The sequence below is a fragment of the Pseudomonas sp. Au-Pse12 genome (assembly GCF_021341665.1).
Classification (GTDB): domain Bacteria; phylum Pseudomonadota; class Gammaproteobacteria; order Pseudomonadales; family Pseudomonadaceae; genus Aquipseudomonas.
On the sequence record NZ_JAJTTH010000003.1, the window covers coordinates 39,971 to 58,596 of the forward strand.

7 protein-coding genes are annotated in these 18,626 nt (G+C 66.7%); 1 reads left to right on the forward strand and 6 read right to left on the reverse strand.

Features of this window, described 5'->3' with window-relative positions; all coding sequences use genetic code 11:
• Nucleotides 1–39: 39 nt before the first annotated feature.
• The 4 genes from LXM55_RS08535 to LXM55_RS08550 form a co-directional block, all read right to left on the reverse strand.
• Nucleotides 40–405 carry a DUF6124 family protein gene (locus tag LXM55_RS08535; protein ID WP_233319997.1) on the reverse strand — a complete coding sequence of 122 codons (366 nt, stop codon included), beginning with the start codon at nt 403–405 and terminating at the stop codon, nt 40–42.
• 371 nt (nt 406–776) lie between these two features.
• On the reverse strand, nt 777–1,820 hold the full coding sequence (locus tag LXM55_RS08540) for a hypothetical protein (RefSeq protein ID WP_233319998.1): 1,044 nt from the start codon (nt 1,818–1,820) through the stop codon (nt 777–779).
• A gap of 97 nt (nt 1,821–1,917) precedes the next feature.
• Nucleotides 1,918–2,955 (reverse strand): hypothetical protein, encoded by a 1,038-nt coding sequence (locus LXM55_RS08545; protein ID WP_233319999.1) that lies wholly within the window; start codon nt 2,953–2,955, stop codon nt 1,918–1,920.
• Between the two features lie 369 nt (nt 2,956–3,324).
• Nucleotides 3,325–16,341 (reverse strand): non-ribosomal peptide synthetase, encoded by a 13,017-nt coding sequence (locus LXM55_RS08550; protein ID WP_233320000.1) that lies wholly within the window; start codon nt 16,339–16,341, stop codon nt 3,325–3,327.
• A 373-nt stretch (nt 16,342–16,714) separates the two neighbouring features.
• On the opposite strand from LXM55_RS08550, the gene LXM55_RS08555 reads away from it, so the two are divergent.
• Complete coding sequence (locus LXM55_RS08555) at nt 16,715–17,263, forward strand: RNA polymerase factor sigma-70 (RefSeq protein ID WP_233320001.1); 549 nt, start codon at nt 16,715–16,717, stop codon at nt 17,261–17,263.
• Nucleotides 17,264–17,306: 43 nt separating this feature from the next.
• On the opposite strand, the gene LXM55_RS08560 is transcribed toward LXM55_RS08555, so the two are convergent.
• Nucleotides 17,307–17,657, reverse strand: coding sequence for a hypothetical protein (locus tag LXM55_RS08560; RefSeq protein ID WP_233320002.1), 351 nt, complete (start codon nt 17,655–17,657; stop codon nt 17,307–17,309).
• Between the two features lie 95 nt (nt 17,658–17,752).
• Nucleotides 17,753–18,547, reverse strand: a complete 795-nt coding sequence (locus tag LXM55_RS08565) for a substrate-binding periplasmic protein (protein WP_233320003.1) — start codon at nt 18,545–18,547, stop codon at nt 17,753–17,755.
• Nucleotides 18,548–18,626 lie beyond the last annotated feature (79 nt).

The following is an 18,626-nucleotide window of genomic DNA, read 5'->3' on the forward strand; positions in this document are numbered from 1 at the left end:
GGGTACGCCCTTCGGCGAACTCGCGTAGCTCGCTGGCGGTTAGCGCTCGCGCGGCACGCGTGGGTTGTCGAGCAAGGCTTCGACCACCGCCCGGGCCATCTCCACCGAATGCACCATGGACCAGATCAGCCCGCGCTCCAGGCCGCTGCCCTGCTGGGTGATTTCATCACAGACCTCCTCGGCGCACTTGAGCAGCAGCGCCACATGCACCAGGGCCTCTTCGGCGTTGATGCCGGGGCGCACGCTGAATAGCGAGTCGGGGGAAACGGGGTTGGACTGGGTCGTGAGCTGGAACAGCGCGGGATCCAACGGTTGCTGGGCCAGGGCCACACGCAGGGTGGTGTTGGCAGCCTTGAGGGCGGGATCGCGATAGGACGTGGGCGGATCGGGGACGAGCTTTTTCATGGTCAAACTCCTGGTAATGACAAGGAGCTGACACCGTTCGCTTGCACACGAATAAGGTGGCAGCCGTACGCGGGTGTGCAAGACCGAGTTACCAGAACCCCGGCAGATCCGAAGATCTCCCGCGCACGGCCGCCATAACACGGCGAACATGAAATCGCTCAGGCATGACTGAGCGCTTATGCGTCTGGTAACAGTCGGACTTGCACATCCGAGCCATCGATTGGGCGATGGCTCCGGAACCCTAGCCCGCCCACCCGGCGCATTCAAGCGGTCCGCAGTTTCTCGGAAATGCCTTACAAAAGAAAGCGACTAAACACCGCTCAAGCGACAAGCTCCAAGCTTGCGGCTTGCGGCTTGCGGCTTGCGGCGGTTTATTCTTCCGGCCCCTCGCGGTCGAGGATTTCTTCGAGGTGGCTCAGGTCACCGCGCGCCTCGAGGATGCCGCTGACCTGCTTGATCCACTCCTGCTCTGAAGCAATCCCCGCCCACGACTGGCTGCCGAAGCCGTGATACGGCCGATCATCGAAGGTGCTGATCAGCAACTGGTTGAAGCGTCCGGTGTCCAGTTTGTTGCGCTGGACCTGCACTTGCAGCGCCCCCAGCACTTTCTGCTGTTCTTGCGGGTTGGGGCGATAGCGACGCAGCCGCGGCGAGCTGAGCACCAGGAACTCCGGCGGCAGGTTTTCATCGATGGCCGCCTGCAGGCGGTAATGGCCATCGAGGATCAGGTGGCTGTTCAGGCCACTGACGTACCACAGCAGGATCGGCGGCAAGCTGCCTTCGCGGGCTTTTTTGCGCCACCATTTCAAGCGCCCGGAATGCGGGTCCACGGCATGCAGGCCGACCACCGCCCCGCCACCCTCGTACAACTCGACCCAGCGCGCCGGGCCGGGCTGTTGGTTGTCGAGGATGTTGCGGCCGTAGATCGCCCACTGCGGCATGTGGCTCTGGGCGTCTTCGCCGCCCTTGAAATACCAGGCCTCGCTGCCGCTGAGCAGCGGCCGCAGGGGTTTCTGGGACTCCGGGCGCAGGGCCCGCACCAGCCAGTAGCCGGGGTAGAAGAAGTCCGGCTGGTGCTGCATCAGTTGCTCGACGAAGAAGCGGCTCCAGGCCTTGAGGCGCTGGGCCGGATCGAGGCGCGCCTGTTGTTCCACCCGAGGGGAATCGATAGGGCCGACCAGGGTTTGCGGCAGTTGTTCCGGCAGCTGATTGCGCACCAGCCACACGCCGTAGAGGCAGCGCGACATGGTGCCCCAGAGCAGGGTCTGCTCCCCCAGCACCAACTGCATGCGCTTGTTGTTGCCGCTGAGCAGGCAGAGGTTGGGCTTGCCGCTGGCCGGGCGTTTGACGTCCACGCCGAGGCCGTTCCAGTGGCCGGCCAAGTCCTCGATGTCACGCCAGAAAATCTGTTCCACGATTGTCCCTAATCCCTAATCAATGACCGGCCCGGCGGCGAGCGGGCGCGACTATAGCAAATGGTTTGCCGGCGCCTGCGAGCGCGCGGCCAGCGCCTTACCCTCGCCGGGCGATGACCGCCTCCACCTCATCAGCCAGCCCCTGCCCGCCCAGGCACTGGCGCACTTCGTCGCACCACTGCGATTCCGGCTCGTGGCCAGCCCAGGCCTGGGTGGCACTGCGGTACTGCGGCCGGTCGTCGAAGGCCTGGATCAGCACCCGGTTGAGGTGGTCGGTGCTCAGGGCCGGGTTGCGCGGCACTGCGTCGCCGCGCTTGCGCAATGAGTCCATGACCCGCTGCTGGTGTTCCAGGCTCGGCGCGAAGTCGCGCACTCGGGTGGCGCTGAGGACGATGAACGACGGCGCAAGATTCTCCGCCAGCGCTGCCTGCAAACGGTAATGGCCGTCGATCACCACATAGGACGCCAGCCCGCCGACGTACCACAGCAGCACCGGCGGCAGGCTGCCCTCCCGGGCCTTCTTGCGCCACCACTTCAGGCGCCCGGCCTGGGGGTCGACGCGGTGCAGGCCGATGAGCTTGCCGCCGCCGTGCCACCAGTCGATCCATTCCAGGGCCTGGGGTTGCAGGTTGTCGAGAAAATCCTCGCCATACAGTCGCCAGTTGGGCAGGTGGGTCAGGGCGTCGTCGTGCGAGCAAAAGCGCCAGTTATCCAGGCCGCGTGCGGTGCTGGCCGGCTCCGGCAGCAGGCCCTGGGCCAGCCAGTAACCGGGGGTGAGAAAGTGCCGGGCACTTGCACTCAGGCGGCTGACGAAATAGCGGCTCCAGGCCTTGATCCGCCGCTCGGGCGCCAGCGCCGCGTGCTGTTCGACCGTGGGTGAGTCGATGGGTGCCAGCAACCGGCATTCGGCCCCCTCGGCCAGCGGGTTGCGCACCAGCCAGACGCCGCCGTAGTCGCGGGCCAGGGTGGCCCAGAACAACGGTGTGTCGTGGTGCATCAGCTTGATCCGGGCATTGGCACCGGTGCGCAGGTACAGCGGCGGTTTATCCGTGGCGCCCGGTCCGACCTCGACGCCGAGGCCACTCCAGTTGCCCAGGGTGTCTTCGATGTCGTGCCAGTAAAGCTGTTCTGCCATGGTTCCGGTCCTTGAACTGTCTGAAACGACAAAGCCCGACAGGGCTGCTGTCGGGCAATGCGCGGCGGACTATAGCAAGGATCAGCGGCGTGGCCGCCCCCCAATGTGGCGAGGGAGCTTGCTCCCGCTCGGGCGCGCAGCGGCCGTAAAGCCTGAATCCGCGAGCTTCCTGGAGCAACAAGGTGGCAGCCATTGGGGCGGCTGCGCCACCCAGCGGGAGCAAGCTCCCTCGCCACAGGAAGGCATTACGACCGCTCGGTTGTGCAGTGGCCGTAATGCCCGAATCCGCAAGCTTCCTGGAGCAACGAGGTGGCAGCCATTGGGGTGGCTGCGCCACCCAGCGGGAGCAAGCTCCCTCGCCACAAAAGCTTACAAGCCCTCCAGCTCGGCCATCAGGTCACTCAGCCGGTCCACTTTCTCCTCGTTAATTGCATTGGCACCCAGCCCGTCGATGTAGGCGGCCAGTTCCTGCACCGTGCTGCACTCGAACATGGCCCGCAGCGGTACGTTGCGTTGCAGGGTCTTCTGTACCCGCGAGGCGATCTGCGTGGCCAGCAGGGAATGCCCGCCCAACTCGAAGAAGTTGTCGCGCACGCCCACCCGCTCGACCTTGAGCACCTCGGCCCAGATGTCGGCCAGGGTTTGCTCCAGTTCGCTGCCCGGGGCGTGATAGTCCTGGCTCTGCAACTGGCCGATCTCCAGGGCCGGCAGGGCCTTGCGGTCGAGCTTGCCGTTGGCGTTGAGGGGCAAGCGCTCCAGCCACAGCCAGTGCAGCGGCACCATGTATTCCGGCAGTTCGGCGCGCAGCCGCGGCTTGATCCGCTCCAGGCATTCGCTCGGGCTCAGGCTTGAGTCACTGGCCACCAGATAGCCCACCAGGTGCTTGCCGTTGACCCCTTCCTGCACGCCCACCGCCGCATCGCGGACTTCCGGTTGTTCGTGCAGGCGCGCTTCGATCTCGCCCAGTTCGATGCGGTAGCCGCGGATCTTCACCTGATGGTCGATCCGGCCAACGTATTCCAATACGCCGTCGCTGCGCCGGCGTGCCAGGTCACCGGTGCGGTACAGGCGTTCGCCCGCGGCACCGAACGGATGGGGCACGAAGGCCTGCGCGGTGCGCAACGGGTCGCTGACGTAACCACGGCCGACCCCGGTGCCGGCCACGCACAGCTCGCCGACCGCGCCCAGGGGCACCAGCTCCAGGGCTTCGTCCATCAGGTACAGCAGGTTGTTGTCGGTGGGCGTGCCGATGGGCAGGTAGGCGCCCCGGGTCGAAGCCAGGTCGACACGGAAGAAGGCCACGTCATCGGAGCATTCCGCCGGGCCGTAGGCGTTCACCAAACCGATCTGTGGATAACGCAGCAGCCACTGGTGCGCCAGCTCCGGCGGCATGGCTTCGCCGGTGGGCAGCATCCAGCGCAGGCCATCGAGGGCTATCGCGTCCTGGGCGAGCATGCCCTGGATCAGCGACGGCACGCTCTCCAGCACGCTGATGCCCTGTTCCTCGACGTGGGCCAGCAAGCCCTGGGGATCGTGGGCGATGGCGTTGGGCACGATGTCGACCCGGGCGCCGAACAGCGGCGCGGCAAGGAACTGCCAGACCGAAATATCGAAGCTCTGGGAGGCGGTCTGGGCAATCACGTCAGCCTCGCTTAAGTGCAGGTACGGCACCTTGCTCAGTTGGTTGTTGAGCATGCCGCGCTGCTCCACCATCACGCCCTTGGGCAGGCCGGTGGAACCGGAGGTGTAGATCACGTAGGCCAGGTTGTCCGGCGCGCTGTAGCGCCCCGGGTTGCTTTCGGCATGCCCGGCGCCTTGCAGTTCTTCCCAGACCAGCAGCCGTGGCCGCCCGGCGCAGGCGAACTCGTCCAGCAGGGCCTGGGCCTGTTCGCGGCAGGCCGCGGTGCAGACCAGGATCGGCGTCCGGCTGAGCTCGATGATGCGGCCCAGGCGCTGGCTCGGCAGGCCCGGGTCCAGGGGCAGGTAGCCGGCCCCGGCCTTGAAGCTGCCGATGATCATGCCCAAGAGTTCCAGGCTGCGTTCGGCCAGCAAGGCCACCGGCTGATCAAAGCCCACGCCGTTGGCGATCAGCGCATGGCCCAGGCGGTTGCTGCGCTGGTTCAACTCGGCATAGCTGTAGCGCTGGTCCAGGCAACTGGCGGCGATGCGTTGCGGATGGGCCGCCACCTGGGCCTCGAACAGCTCCACGTAGCTGCGCTCCAGCGGGTACTCATGCTCGCTCTGGTTGCAGCCGGCCAGCAGGAAGTCCTGCTCCTCTGCGCCCAGCAGCGGCAGTTCGGCCATGTCGCCATGCAAACCCTGCATCAGCGCCAGCAGCAGGCGCTTGAACTCGCCGAGCAGGCGTTCGATGGTCGCCTGCTCGAAGTAGCGCTGGTCGTAGGACAGGTGCAGGCCCAGGTCATCTCCCGGGTAGCACACGGCGGTGATCGGGAAGTTGGTGTGGGTACGGCCGGAATCCGAACTGGCGTTCAGGCTCTGCGCGCGGTCCAGCACCGAGACTTCCACCGGGGCGTTCTCGAACACGAACAGGCTGTCGAACAGCGGCTGGCCCTTGGGCAGCTCGCTGCATTCCTGAATCGCCACCAGCGGCAGGTATTCGTATTCACGCAGTTGCATGTTGCGGTCGAGCAAGTCGCTGAGCCACTGGCGCACGCTGCAACGTTCGCCCTCCTCGGGCAGCTTGACCCGCAGGGCGATGCTGTTGATGAACAGGCCGACGGTGCGTTGCATTTCCGGCATCTGCACCGGGCGCCCGGCCACGGTGACGCCGAACAGCACGTCGCGATCGCCGCTCATGCGCCGCAGCACCAGGGCCCAGGCCGCCTGGGCGAAGGTGTTGACGGTCAGCTGATGCTGCTGCGCCAGCTCGCGCAGTTGCGCGCCGTCCCGGGCGTCGAGGCGGGTGTAGCAGTCGCCGACGATCATGCCGCCGCTGTCACCGGCGTGTTCGCGCAGGAACGGCCGGTCGCTGGGGATCGGCGTGGTGCGTTCGAAGCCTTCAAGGTTCTGCCGCCACCACTGCCGCGCCTCGGACAGGCTCTGGTGTTGCAGCCAGCCGATGTAGTCGCGGTAGCGCGGTGGCACCGCCAGCTGCGCCTCACGGCCTTCGCCCAGGGCGGTGTAGATCTCGAAGAAGTCGTTCATCAGCAGCGAGCGGCACCAGGCATCGATGAGGATGTGGTGGTTGCTCATCATGAACCAGTAGCGCGCGGCGCCGACGCGGATCAGCCGCAGGTGGAACGGCGCCTGGTTGAGCAGGTCGAAACCGGCCTCGCGCTCGGCTTTATGCAGAGTCTGGAGCTTGGCTTCTTGCTCGGCCTCGGGCACCGCGCTCCAGTCGAGGAACTCGATCGGGGTGCGGCCCGGCTTGTGGATAACCTGCAGCATGTCTTCGCCGACGTTCCAGCAGAAGGACGCGCGCAGCGCTTCATGGCGGGCCACCACCGCCTGCCAGGCCTGGGCGAAACGCTCCGGGTCCAGCTCGCTGTTGATGCGGTAGCGGTCCTGCATGTAGTAGAGGCCGGTGCCCGGCTCCAGCAGGGTGTGCAGCAGCATGCCTTCCTGCATCGGGGTCAGCGGGTAGACGTCCTCGATCTGCACCGCCGGCACCGGCAGGCCATCGAGCTGGGCCTGGGTCAGGCGCGCCAGGGGGAAGTCCGACGGCGTCAGGCCTCCGGCCTCGTCCCTCAGGCAATGCTCGATCAGGCTGTGCAGCTCGCCCAGGTAGGCGCCCGCCAGCTCGCCGATCAGCTCGGCGTCAAAGCGTTCGGCGCTGTAGGTCCAGCGCAGCACCAGCTCGCCGCCATACACCTGGCTGTCGATGCTCAGTTCGTTGGGCAGCGGCGCTTGCGGTGCATGGGCCGGGCCGACGGATTCGTCCAGCGGACGCAGCAGCGCGTCGGCGCCGAAGCTCTGGTCGAACTGCCCCAGGTAGTTGAAGGTCACCGGCGCCAGCGGCAGCACCGCCAAAGCCTCGCGGCAGCTTTCATCCGCCAGGTAGCGCAGCACGCCATAACCCAGGCCCTTGTGCGGCACGGCCCGCAGTTGTTCCTTGATGGCCTTGATCGAAGCGCCCTGCCCGGCCGCTTCCTCCACCTGCAACGGGGTCAGGCGCAGCGGATAGGCGCTGGTGAACCAGCCGACGCTGCGGGTCAGGTCGATCTCGTCGAACAGCGCCTCGCGGCCGTGGCCTTCCAGTTGCACCAGGGCCGAAGGCTGCCCGCTCCAGCGGCACAGCACCCGGGCCAGGGCGGTCAGCAGAAGATCGTTGACCTGGGTGCGGTAGGCTGCCGGGGCCTGTTGCAGCAGTTGGCGGGTGCGCTCGGCATCCAGGGTCACGCTGTGGCTGCGGGCCTGCTGATGCTGCTGGCGGCCAGTGGCGTTGAGCCCCGGCAGTTGCGCGGCCGGGCCGGCCAGTTGCTGCTGCCACCAGCCCAGCTCTTCACGCAGGGATTCGCTGCCGGCATAGGCCTGCAGGCGGCTCGACCAGTCGCGCAGGGCGCTGGTCTTGGCCGGCAGGTTCAGGCTCTGCCCGGCTTGCAACTGGCGGTAGGCGTTCTGCAGGTCTTCCAGCAGCACGCGCCAGGACACGCCGTCCACCACCAGGTGGTGGATCGCCAGCAGCAGGCGCTGCTCGCCTTCCGGCCCGTCCACCAGCACTGCCCGCAGCAGCGGCCCGTGTTCCAGATCGAGGCTGCGCTGGGCGTCGGCGAACAGCGCCTCGCAGGTGGCCATGGACGGCACCCGCACTTGCCACAGCACAGGGGCGTCGGACAGCGGCAGGTACTCGGCGCGCCACTGCCCATCCACCGGTTTGAAACGCAGGCGCAGGGCGTCGTGCTGCTCCAGCACCGCCAGCAGCGCCTGCTCCAGCGTCTGGGCATCGAGCACGCCCAGCGGCTCCAGCAGCAGCGCCTGGTTCCAGTGCTGCGGTTGGGGAATGGCCGCGTCGAAGAACCAGTGCTGGATCGGCGTCAGCGGCGCTTCGCCACTGAGCAGGCCCTGCTCGGCGCTGATGCGCTGGGTGTGGCTGGCGACCCGCGCCAGGGCCTGCACGGTCTGGTGCTGGAACAGGTCGCGCGGGGTGAAGTGCAGCCCCAGCTGGCGGGCGCGGCTGACCACCTGGATCGACAGGATCGAGTCGCCCCCCAGTTCGAAGAAGTTGTCGTTGAGCCCCACTTGCCGCACGTTCAGCACGTCGCCCCAGACCCCGGCCAGGGTCTGTTCCAGCGCGTTGCTCGGTGCCACGTACTGCTGGCGGTTGAGCTCTGGGTCCGGCATTGGCAGGGCCCGGCGGTCGAGCTTGCCGTTGGCGGTCAGCGGCATGCTGGCCAGCAGGATCAGGTGGGTCGGCACCATGTAGTCCGGCAGCTGGGTTTTCAGCTGCTGCTTGAGGGCTTCCCGCAGGTTGGCCTGCTGCACCTCGTTGCGCTCGGCCACCTCGCTCACCAGATAACCGGCCAGCTGTTTGCCGGCCGGGGTGTCCAGGGCCAGCACCACCGCTTCACGCACCGCTGGATGGTCCAGCAGGCGGGTTTCGATTTCCCCCAGCTCGATGCGGAAGCCGCGAATCTTCACTTGATGGTCGACCCGGCCGATGTACTCCAACTGGCCGTCGGCGCACTGGCGCACCAGATCGCCGGTGCGGTACAGGCGCCCGCCATCGCGGGTGAACGGGTCGGCGACAAAGCGTTCGGCGCTCATCCCCGGACGACGGTGATAGCCCTGGGCCAAACCGGCGCCGCCGACATACAGCTCACCGGTGGCGCCGGGTGGCACCAACGCCAGATCGGCATCGAGAATGTAAGCCACCCGCGCCCCGACGATGCTGCCAATCGGCACGCTGGCCACGCCTTCGGCCAAGTGCTCTGGCGCCAGGCTGGCCAGGGGCATGACCACGGTTTCGGTGGGGCCGTAGGCGTTGAAGAACAGGCTCGGCTGGAACGCCGCGCGGATGCGCTGCAGGTGTTCGCCGGTCAGGGCCTCGCCCCCGGTGATGCACATGCGCACCGGCAGGGTCTGCTGCTGGCTGGCCAGGTGCTGGGCCAGCTGGCTGCCGTAGCTGGGGGTGAAGCCGAGGATGCTGATGCGATGCTGGCGAATCAGCTGGCAGATCTCTTCGGCGTCCCACTGGCCCTGAGCCCGCAGCACCAGTTGCGCGCCTCTGAGCAGCGGCACCAGCAAGCGCTCGGTGGCGGCGTCGAAGTTGATGGAATAGAAGTGCAGCTCGCAGTCGTCCGGGCGCATGCCGAAACGGCGGATCACCGCCTGGCAGTGCATGGCGATTTCCCCGTGGGACACCACCACGCCCTTGGGCTGGCCGGTGGAGCCGGAGGTGTAGATCAGGTACGCCTGGTGCTGGGGCAGGCTGATGAAAGGCAGCTCGCTGGCCGGGTAGTCGGCCAGCAGCGCGCCGTCCTCCTCCAGGCACCAACGACCGACGCTCGTCGGCAACTCGCCCAGGGCGGCGAACATCCGCGCATCACTGAGCAGCAGGCCGAGGCCGCTGTCTTCGATCATGTAGTGCAGGCGGTCCAGCGGGTATTCCGGGTCCAGGGGCACGTAGGCGCCACCGGCCTTGAGGATCGCCAGCAGGCCGACGACCATTTCCAGGGAACGCTCCAGGGCCAGGCCGACCCGCACCTGCGGGCCCACGCCACGCTCGCGGAGCATCCAGGCCAGGCGGTTGGCGCGGCTGTCCAGTTCGCTGTAGCTCAGGGTCTGCCCGGCAAAAGTCAGGGCCGGGGCGTCCTTGCGGGCCAGGGCCTGCTCGCTGAACAGGTGGTGGATGCACTGGTCCAGGCGTTGCTCGCCGGGCTCCACACTCAGGCTGTCGAGCAGTTGTTGCTGTTCCTCGGCTTGCAGCAACGGCAACTCGCACAGGCGCTGTTGCGGATCATTGAGCAAGGCTTCCAGCAGGTTGCGCCAATGGTCGGCCATGCGTGCAATGCGCGGCTCGTCGAACAGGTCGGTGCTGTAGGTCAGGCAGCAACCCAGGCGCTGATCCAGGTCGGTGACTTCCAGGTTGAGGTCGAACTTGGTGGCCCGGGCGTCGTTGACCAGATAGTCCACGGTCATCCCGGCCAGTTGCCGGGTTTGCTGGAACTCCCAGCGCTGGACGTTGCACATCACCTGGAACAGCGGGTTGTAGGCGGCGCTGCGCGGCGGCTGCAAGGCTTCCACCAGATGGTCGAACGGCAGGTCCTGGTGCGACTGGCCCTCGATCACCGTGTGGCGCACCTGCTCCAGCAACTGGCCGACGCTCATCTGCCCGTCGAGCTGGCAACGCAGCACCTGGGTATTGAGGAAGGCGCCGATCAGCCCTTCGCTTTCCGGGCGGATGCGGTTGGCCACCGGCGCGCCGATGCGCAGGTCGGTCTGGCCGCTGTAGCGATAGAGCAGCACCGACAGCGCCGCGGTCATGGTCATGAACAGGGTCAGGCCGTGCTCGGCATTGAAGGCGCGCACCCGGGCCGCCAGCTGGTCGCTCAAGTCGAAGCGGTACAGCTCGCCCTGGTGGCTTTGCACCGCCGGGCGTGGCCGGTCGCTGGGCAGTTCCAGCAGCGGGTGTTCGCGGCCCAGTTGCCCGGTCCAGTAGTCCAGCTGACGCTGGCGCTCACCGGATTCCAGCCACTGGCGCTGCCAGACGCTGTAGTCCAGGTACTGCACCGGCAGTGGCTCCAGGGGCGATTCGCGGTCATCGAGGAAAGCTTCGTACAGCGCGCCCAATTCGCGGGCGAAGATGTCCATGGCCCAGCCTTCGGTGACGATGTGGTGCAGGGTCAGGACGAAGTAGTGCTCCTGCTCCCCGGCCTTGACCAGGCAGGCGCGCAGCAAGGGGCCGGTTTCCAGGTCGAAGGGCTGGTGCGCTTCGCTGTCCGCCAGCTGTTGCAGGCGCTGCTGTCGTGCCTCAGGAGCCAGGGCCGAGAAATCCTTCCAGGCCATGCGCAAGCCGGTGTCGGCGTGCACCTGCTGATGGGCCACGCCATTGACGCTGGGGAAGGTGGTGCGCAGGGTTTCGTGGCGCAGGATCAGTGCCTGCAACGCAGCCTCGAAGCGCCCCACGTCGAGCACCCCAGACAACCGCGCCATGCCACCGACGTTATAGGCCGGGCTGTCGGGTTCCATCTGCCAGAGGAACCACATGCGCTGCTGGGAATAGGACAGCGGCACCGGCTGGCTGCGGTCGACCCGGGCAATCGGCGGCTGCTGGTTGCGCGCGCCGGACTGCTGGACCAGCAGCACCTGTTCGGCAAAGGCCCCCAGCTCGCTGGCTTCGAACAGCGCCCGCAGCGGCAGCTCGACGTCGCAGGCCTGGCGGGTGCGGGAAATGATCTGGGTGGCCAGCAGCGAATGCCCGCCCAGGGCGAAGAAGTCGTCCTTGAGGCCGATCCGTGGCTGGCCCAGCACTTCGCGCCAGATGGCGGCGATCTGCCGTTCCAGATCGGTGCCCGGTTCGACGTGCTCACGCAGCTGCCATTGCGGCTCCGGCAAGGCACGGCGGTCGAGCTTGCCGCTGGGGCTCAGGGGCATGGCGTCCAGGCGCAGCAGTTGCGCCGGCACCATGTACTCCGGCAACTCGGCGGCCAGGGCGCTGGCCAGTCGGGCGCTGTGTGCGGTTTCATCTTCGTCGCTGGCAGGGGCGGTGTAGTAGCCGATCAACTGCGGGCCGGCGACGCTGTCGCGCACCAGCACCACGGCCTGGGCCACGCCGTCCTGGGCCAGCAGCCGCGCTTCGATTTCCTGCGGCTCGACCCTGAAGCCGCGCAGCTTGACCTGCTGGTCGAGGCGCCCGAGGTATTCCAGCACGCCATCGGCGCACCAGCGCACCCGGTCGCCGGTGCGGTACAGGCGCGCGCCCTCTTCGCTCAGCGGGTCGACGACAAAGCGCTCGGCGGTGAGCGCCGGGCGCCCCAGGTAACCCCGGGCCAGGCCCTGGCCGCTGATGCACAGCTCGCCCGGAACCCCGGCCGGCAACGGGTTGAGCTCGGCGTCCAGCACCCGGCACAGCACATTGCCCAGCGGGCGGCCAATGGGCGAACGCTCGCCGTCCTCCAGCGAGCACTGCCAGTGGGTGACGTTGATCGCGGTTTCGGTCGGGCCGTAACGGTTGTGCAGTTGCGCATTCGGCAACTGCTGCAGCAGGCGGTCGCGCAGCTCGGCGGGCAAGGCTTCGCCGCCGGAGAACACCCGGCGCAGGCTGTGGCATTCGGCGCTCAGCGGTTCATCGACGAACAGCTGCAACAACGGCGGCACGAAGTGCAGCGTGGTCACGCCGTGTTCCTGGACCAGCTGGGTGATGCGGTGCGGGTCGCGGTGCTCGCCGGGGGCGGCGAGCAGCAGGCGGCAGCCGCTGATCAGCGGCCAGAAGCATTCCCAGACCGAGACGTCGAAGCTGATGGGGGCCTTCTGCATCAGCACATCGTCGGCTTGCAGCTGGTAGCTGTCCTGCATCCATTGCAGGCGTTCCATCAGGGCGCGGTGGGTGTTGCCGACGCCCTTGGGCTGGCCGGTGGAGCCGGAGGTGTAGATCACGTAGGCCAGGTGCTCGCCGTCCAGGTGCAGGCCCGGGGCGTGGCTCGGCCAGCTGTCGAGCTTGAGGCTGTCCATGGCGATGGCGCTGACGCCTGGGGCTTCGGGCATCTGGCCGAGCAGCTGGGTCTGGGTCAACAGCAGTTGCACGCCGCTGTCGGCGAGCATGTAGGCCAAGCGCTCGGCGGGGTAATCCGGGTCCAGGGGCACGTAGGCGCCGCCGGCCTTGATGATCGCCAACAGGCCGATCAGCAGTTGCGGCGAACGCTCGGCGGCAATGGCCACGCACACGTCCGGGCCCACGCCCTTGTCCCGCAGGTAGTGGGCCAGGCGGTTGGCCTGGGCGTGCAGTTCGGCAAAGCTCAGTTGCCCGCCGTCCCACACCAGCGCGGTGCGCTCCGGGGCCTGCTGCAGTTGTTCCTGCAGGCGCTCCGGCAACCAGCGCTCGGCGCTCGCGCAGGGGGCCACGCTCCATTGCTGCAGTTGCGCCGCTTCGAGCTTGCCGAGCAACGGCAAGTCGCCCAGGGCGCTGTCCGGGTGCTGGCAGGCGTGCTCCAGCAGGCTGATGAAATGCCCGGCCAGGCGCTCGATGGTCGCCGCTTCGAACAGCTCGTCGGCGTAGTCGAAGGCCAGGCTCAGGCGGCCGTTGCGGTCTTCCTCGCTGTGCAGTTGCAGGTCGAACTTGGCCTCGCGGCTGTGCCACGGCAGCTCTTCGGCCAGCAGCCCCGGCAGGCGGCGCAAGGCGCTGAGGTCGCGTTGCTGGTGGTTGAACATGACCTGGAACAGGCCTTGCTCACGGGCTTCGGGGAAGGCTTCGAGCAACTGTTCGAAGGGCAGGTCCTGGTGAGCCTGGGCCTCAAGGACACTGCGACGGGTCTGTTGCAGCAGCTCGGTAAAGGTCTGGCGCGCATCCAACTGGCCGCGCAGCACCTGGGTATTGATGAAGAAGCCCAGCAGGCCCTGGGTTTCCAGGCGCGGGCGGTTGGCGTTGGGCACGCCGATGCGAATTTCGGTCTGCCCGCTGTAGCGCTGCAGCAGGGTCTGGAACGCCGCCAGCAACAGCATGAACGGCGTGGCGTGCTGGGCCTGGGCGGCCTGGCGCACGGCTTCGCTGAGGCTCGCGCTCAGGCGCTGGCTGTGGCGCGCGGCGCTGTGGCGGACCTGGGCCGAACGCGGGTGGTCGGTGGCCAGGCTGAGCACCGGGGCCTCGTCGGCCAGTTGCTGCTTCCAGTAGTCCAGCTGGCGCTGGCCTTCGCCCTGGGCCAGCCACTGGCGCTGCCAGCTGCCGTAGTCGGCGTATTGCAGGGCCAGCGGTGCCAGCTCCAGGCTCTGGCCCTGGACCGCGGCGGCGTAGAGCCGGGAGAACTCGTCGATCAGGATATTCAGCGACCAGCCGTCGGCAATGATGTGGTGCAGGGTCAGCAGCAACTGGTGTTCTTCATCGTCCAGGCGCATCAGGGTCGCCCAGTACAGCGGGCCCTTTTCCAGGTCGAACTGGGTGCGCGCCTCGTCTTCGCGAATCTGCTGCGCCCGGGCTTCACGCTCGGCCACAGGCAGATCGCTGATGTCGATCACCTGCAGGTTGAACTCACCGGCCGCGTCCACTTGTTGCAGGGCCTGGCCGTCGCGCTCGAAGAACCGCGTGCGCAGCGCTTCGTGACGCTGCAGCAGGTGCTGGAAGCTGGCGCGCAGGGCGTCTTCGTCCAGCTCGCCACGCAGGCGCAGGCCGCCGGGAATGTTGTAGGCGCTGCTGTGCGGGTCCAGTTGCCAGGTGATCCACAGGCGGTTCTGCGCCAGGGATTGGGGCAGCGGCTGCTGGCGCGACAGGGCCTGGATACTGCCCTGGGCCACGCCGCCGTCCTGTTGCTGGCGCGCCACGGCGGCGGTGAAGGCACCCAGGGTCGGCGCTTCGAACAACAGCCGCAGGCCCAGCTCCAGGCCGAGCTCTTCCCGCAGGCGGGCCATGACCTGGGTGGCGGCAATCGAGTTGCCCCCCAGGAGGAAGAAGTGATCGTCGGCGGCCACTGACGCGCAGTGCAGTTGTTCCTGCCAGAGGCGGCCGATCCGCGCTTGCAGTTCGTCGCTGGAACCTGGCGCGACGCTGGCGGGTTCACGGCTGGCATCGGGGAACAGCGCGTAGTGATCCAGGCTGCCATCGGCCAGCCGGGTGCGGCAGGCGGAACGCTGCAACTTGCCGCTGGAGGTTTTCGGCAAGGCCCCGGGGTTGAGCAGCACCACCACGCTCGGCGCTTCCTGGCAGGCTTCGGCCACCGCCTGGCGGATGGCCTTGATCAGCGCCTCGGGGGGCAGGATCTTCTGCACACTGCGGCTGATTTCCGCGGCGATGCCGATGCCTTCCTGGCCCTGGTCGTTGACCGCGAACGCCGCCACCCGGCCCTTGCGCACCACTTCCACTTCGCGCTCGATGGTCTTTTCGATGTCCTGGGGATACAGGTTGTGCCCGCGCACGATCAGCAGGTCTTTCAGGCGCCCGGTGATGAACAGCTCGCCGTCGCGCATGAAGCCCAGGTCGCCGGTGCGCAGCCAGGTGCGGCCGGCATGCTGGACGAAGGTCTTGGCCGTGGCTTCGGGATTGCGCCAGTAGCCGTGGGCGATGCTCGGCCCGGCGGCCCAGACTTCGCCGATGCAGTTGTCAGGCAATTCCGTGAGCTGCTGCGGATCCATCAGCAGCACGGCGTGCTCAGGCTGGCTGAAGCCGCAGCTCATCATCGCGCTGCCCGGCCCCGGCTCGGCGCGGTTCTGCGCCAGGGCCTGGTCGTCCAGCTGCAGGGCCGGGATGCCCTGGCCGCGCACGCCCCCGGCCACGAACAGGGTGGCTTCGGCCAGGCCGTAGGACGCGAGGAAATGCTGCTCGCTGAAACCGCAGGCGCTGAACTTCTCGGCGAAACGCTCCAGGGTGTCGAGGCGGATCGGCTCGGAGCCGGAATAGGCCACGCGCCAGCGGCTGAGGTCGAGGTGCTCCAGGGCCGATTCGCTGACCCGCTCGCTGCACAGGCGGTAGGCGAAATCCGGGCCGCCGCTGATGGTGCCGCCGTATTCGCTGATCGCTTCCAGCCAGCGCACGGGCCGGGCGAGGAAATAGGCCGGCGACATCAGCACGCAAGGCACGCCGCTGAAGATCGGTTGCAGCAGGCCGCCGATCAGGCCCATGTCGTGGTACAGCGGCAGCCAGCTGACGATCACGTCGTCCGGGTTGAGGTCGATGCCAAAACCGCGCCGGATCAGCAGTTCGTTGGCCACCAGGTTGCCATGGCTGACCTGCACGCCCTTGGGCAGCGCGGTGGAGCCGGAGGTGTACTGCAGGAAGGCGATGTCGTGGTCCTTGAGCTCCACGGCCTGCCAGTCCTGCGCCAGCGCGGCGTCCAGGGTGTCCACGCAGAGCAGTTGCGGCGCGCCCGCGGCCTGCAGTTCGTCCAACTGCATCAGCGAATCGCGCAGCCCGGCGCTGGTCAGCAGCAGCCGTGGCTCGGCGTCGGCCAGGATCGAAAGCAGCCGCTCCTGGTGATGGCGGCGGGTCGACTCCGGCGGGTAGGCCGGCACCGCGATCACCCCGGCGTACAGGCAACCGAAAAACGCCGCGACGTAGTCCGGGCCGCTGGGGAACAGCAGCACCGCGCGGTCACCGAATTCGGCGTGGGCTTGCAGGGCGGCGGCAATGGTTCGCGCGCGAAGATCCAGGTCCCGGTAACTGAGGACCACGCTCTGCTCCTGCTCTTGGGCAAGAAACCGCAACGCCACTTGATCAGGTGCCAGGACTGCCCGGCGTTGAAGGGCTTGGGCCAGGGTGCTGGGGAGTTCGAACGCGTCCGTCATGGGATTTCCTGCCAGGATTGTGCTTGCAATGGAGAGCGGGCCCCGCTCTCCCACAACCCCGACAACCATTTGAAAATCAAATGGTTATCTGAAAATCATGGACATCCGCAGGGCGCCGTGGCCGGGTCTGCTACCCGGAATCTTTCTCCAATGAGAACGGATGACGTCTTGAAATAATTAGTCCGCATCCTGCCCTTCAAGGCCTGATTCAGGCCGCTGACGAGCAGCCGTTCGCAATCTGCAATGCTGAAGAGCATTAGTTCTTTTTCTCAATTGACAATCATTATCATTCAGCCTAATTTGTCGCTCGATGTGTAGGACGGGTCAGATTTTTCTGACGTCCCACTAACTTCTTTGCAACAAGGTGATTTCCATGACGGAACAAGTATCCACAAGCAGGTGCGATTCACCGTTACTCCAGGCTTTTGTCGACAACCGTCTGATCCTGGTGAAGATTGCAGCGCGTATTACCGGCTGCCGGTCACGGGCAGAAGACGTGGTTCAAGACGCCTTCTTCCGCCTGCAATCGGCGCCGCACATCACCTCCTCGTTCAAGGCCCAGCTCAGCTACCTGTTCCAGATCGTGCGCAACCTGGCCATCGATCACTACCGCAAGCAGGCGCTGGAGCAGAAGTATTCCGGCACTGAAGAGGAAGGCCTGAATGTGGTGATTCATGGCGCGTCACCTGAAACCTCGCACATGAACTTTTCCACCCTGGAACACATCGCCGAAGCCCTGACCGAACTGCCCAGCCGCACGCGCTACGCCTTCGAGATGTACCGCCTGCACGGTGTCCCGCAAAAGGACATCGCCAAGGAGCTCGGGGTCTCGCCGACCCTGGTCAACTTCATGATTCGCGATGCCCTGGTGCATTGCCGCAAAGTCTCGGGCAACCGCCCCGACACCTTCGCTCGTCGCTGAACGGCGCCGGACGGCGTCCGCCAGCAGCCGGTTTGAACACTGCTCACACCTCAAGCAGGCCACTGCGACCCAGCACCAGCAACGCTGCGCGTTTGTGCAACAGATCGAACTCCTGCTGGCAGTACCGACAACGCTCTGGTGCCGCACAGGCCGGCGGGTGGGCCTCTGCCGCACAACGCTGCGCGTCCGGCGAGCCCAGGTACAGCGCGTGCACCTGGGCCGACAGCCAGAAGGCCAGCCGGTCCTGCCGCGCCGCCTCGGCATCCACCGGCGAAGGCGCCTGCCCCCTGCCCCGCAATGACTCGAACAGCCCCTGGCGGGCAGCAATCTCATCGACTCCCGACAACCTGCCGGCGGGCACGGCCACAACGCTCAACGGATTTACAAGGGGCATGGCACGGCTCACCGTCGCTTGGGGATTCAACCAAGTGACGTGGGCCGAGGCGGGAAATTTAGCCCGAGCCCTGCCGGGCCGGTCGACATGTGGCGTCAGGCGCGGGGCACGCTCATGACGACAATGCGGTAGGGATCGAAGATCTTGTGCATCTGGCCGTTGTCCCGCAGTTTTTGCAGGAGCCCGGCAAAGTCCTTGGCGCTGATCGGCGCCGTGGGTCGGATCAGGGCGTAGTGGTGGTAGACCTGGTCGATACGCTCGGAAACCAGCAGCTGGGCGGTGTCCTGGGTATTGCGGGCAAGGAAGTCACTGAGGTAGGAACGGGTCACCAGGGCCACGTCCGCCCTGCCCCGCAGGACCATCAGCAGGTTGCTGTCATGGGAATAGGTCAGCGTGGCGTTGAAGGTATCGGCCAGGTACTTGGGGTCCGCGTTGAACTGGGCAAAGGCATAGTGGTAACCGCTGAACAACGCCAGGCGCTTGCCCGCCAGGTTGGCGAAATAGGCCTGTTGGCGCCCGTCCTGCTGTTGGGCGACGAAAACCTCCGCGTCCTCCAGGCCCATGTCGACGCTGGTATGGGCAATGTCCTGCCAGCCCCAGGCGGGGTTCTCGAAGATCGCCAGGTCGACCCGGCCCTGTTCGAAATCACGGAAACGCCGGGGAATCGAGGTGGGCACCAGAACGAACTGGTAGTCGCTCTGGGACTGGTTGAGGGCTTCCACCAATTGCGGCAGCAAACCGGTGTCGGCACCGGTTTCAGGGCGAACGGTATAAGGCGGGAAATGCGCCGCCGCGACCCGCACCAACTGCGCCGAGGAGGCCGGGCAGACCCAAAGTGTTGCCAGTGTCAGCAAGAGCATTCGCAAGGCTGACCGCAGCGGCAAGGACATCAAGGCAACACACCTCAAACAAAGGAAAATGGATGGGCTAAAGCTAGGCGTTTTCAGCCACTTCGACAATGTTGCGGCA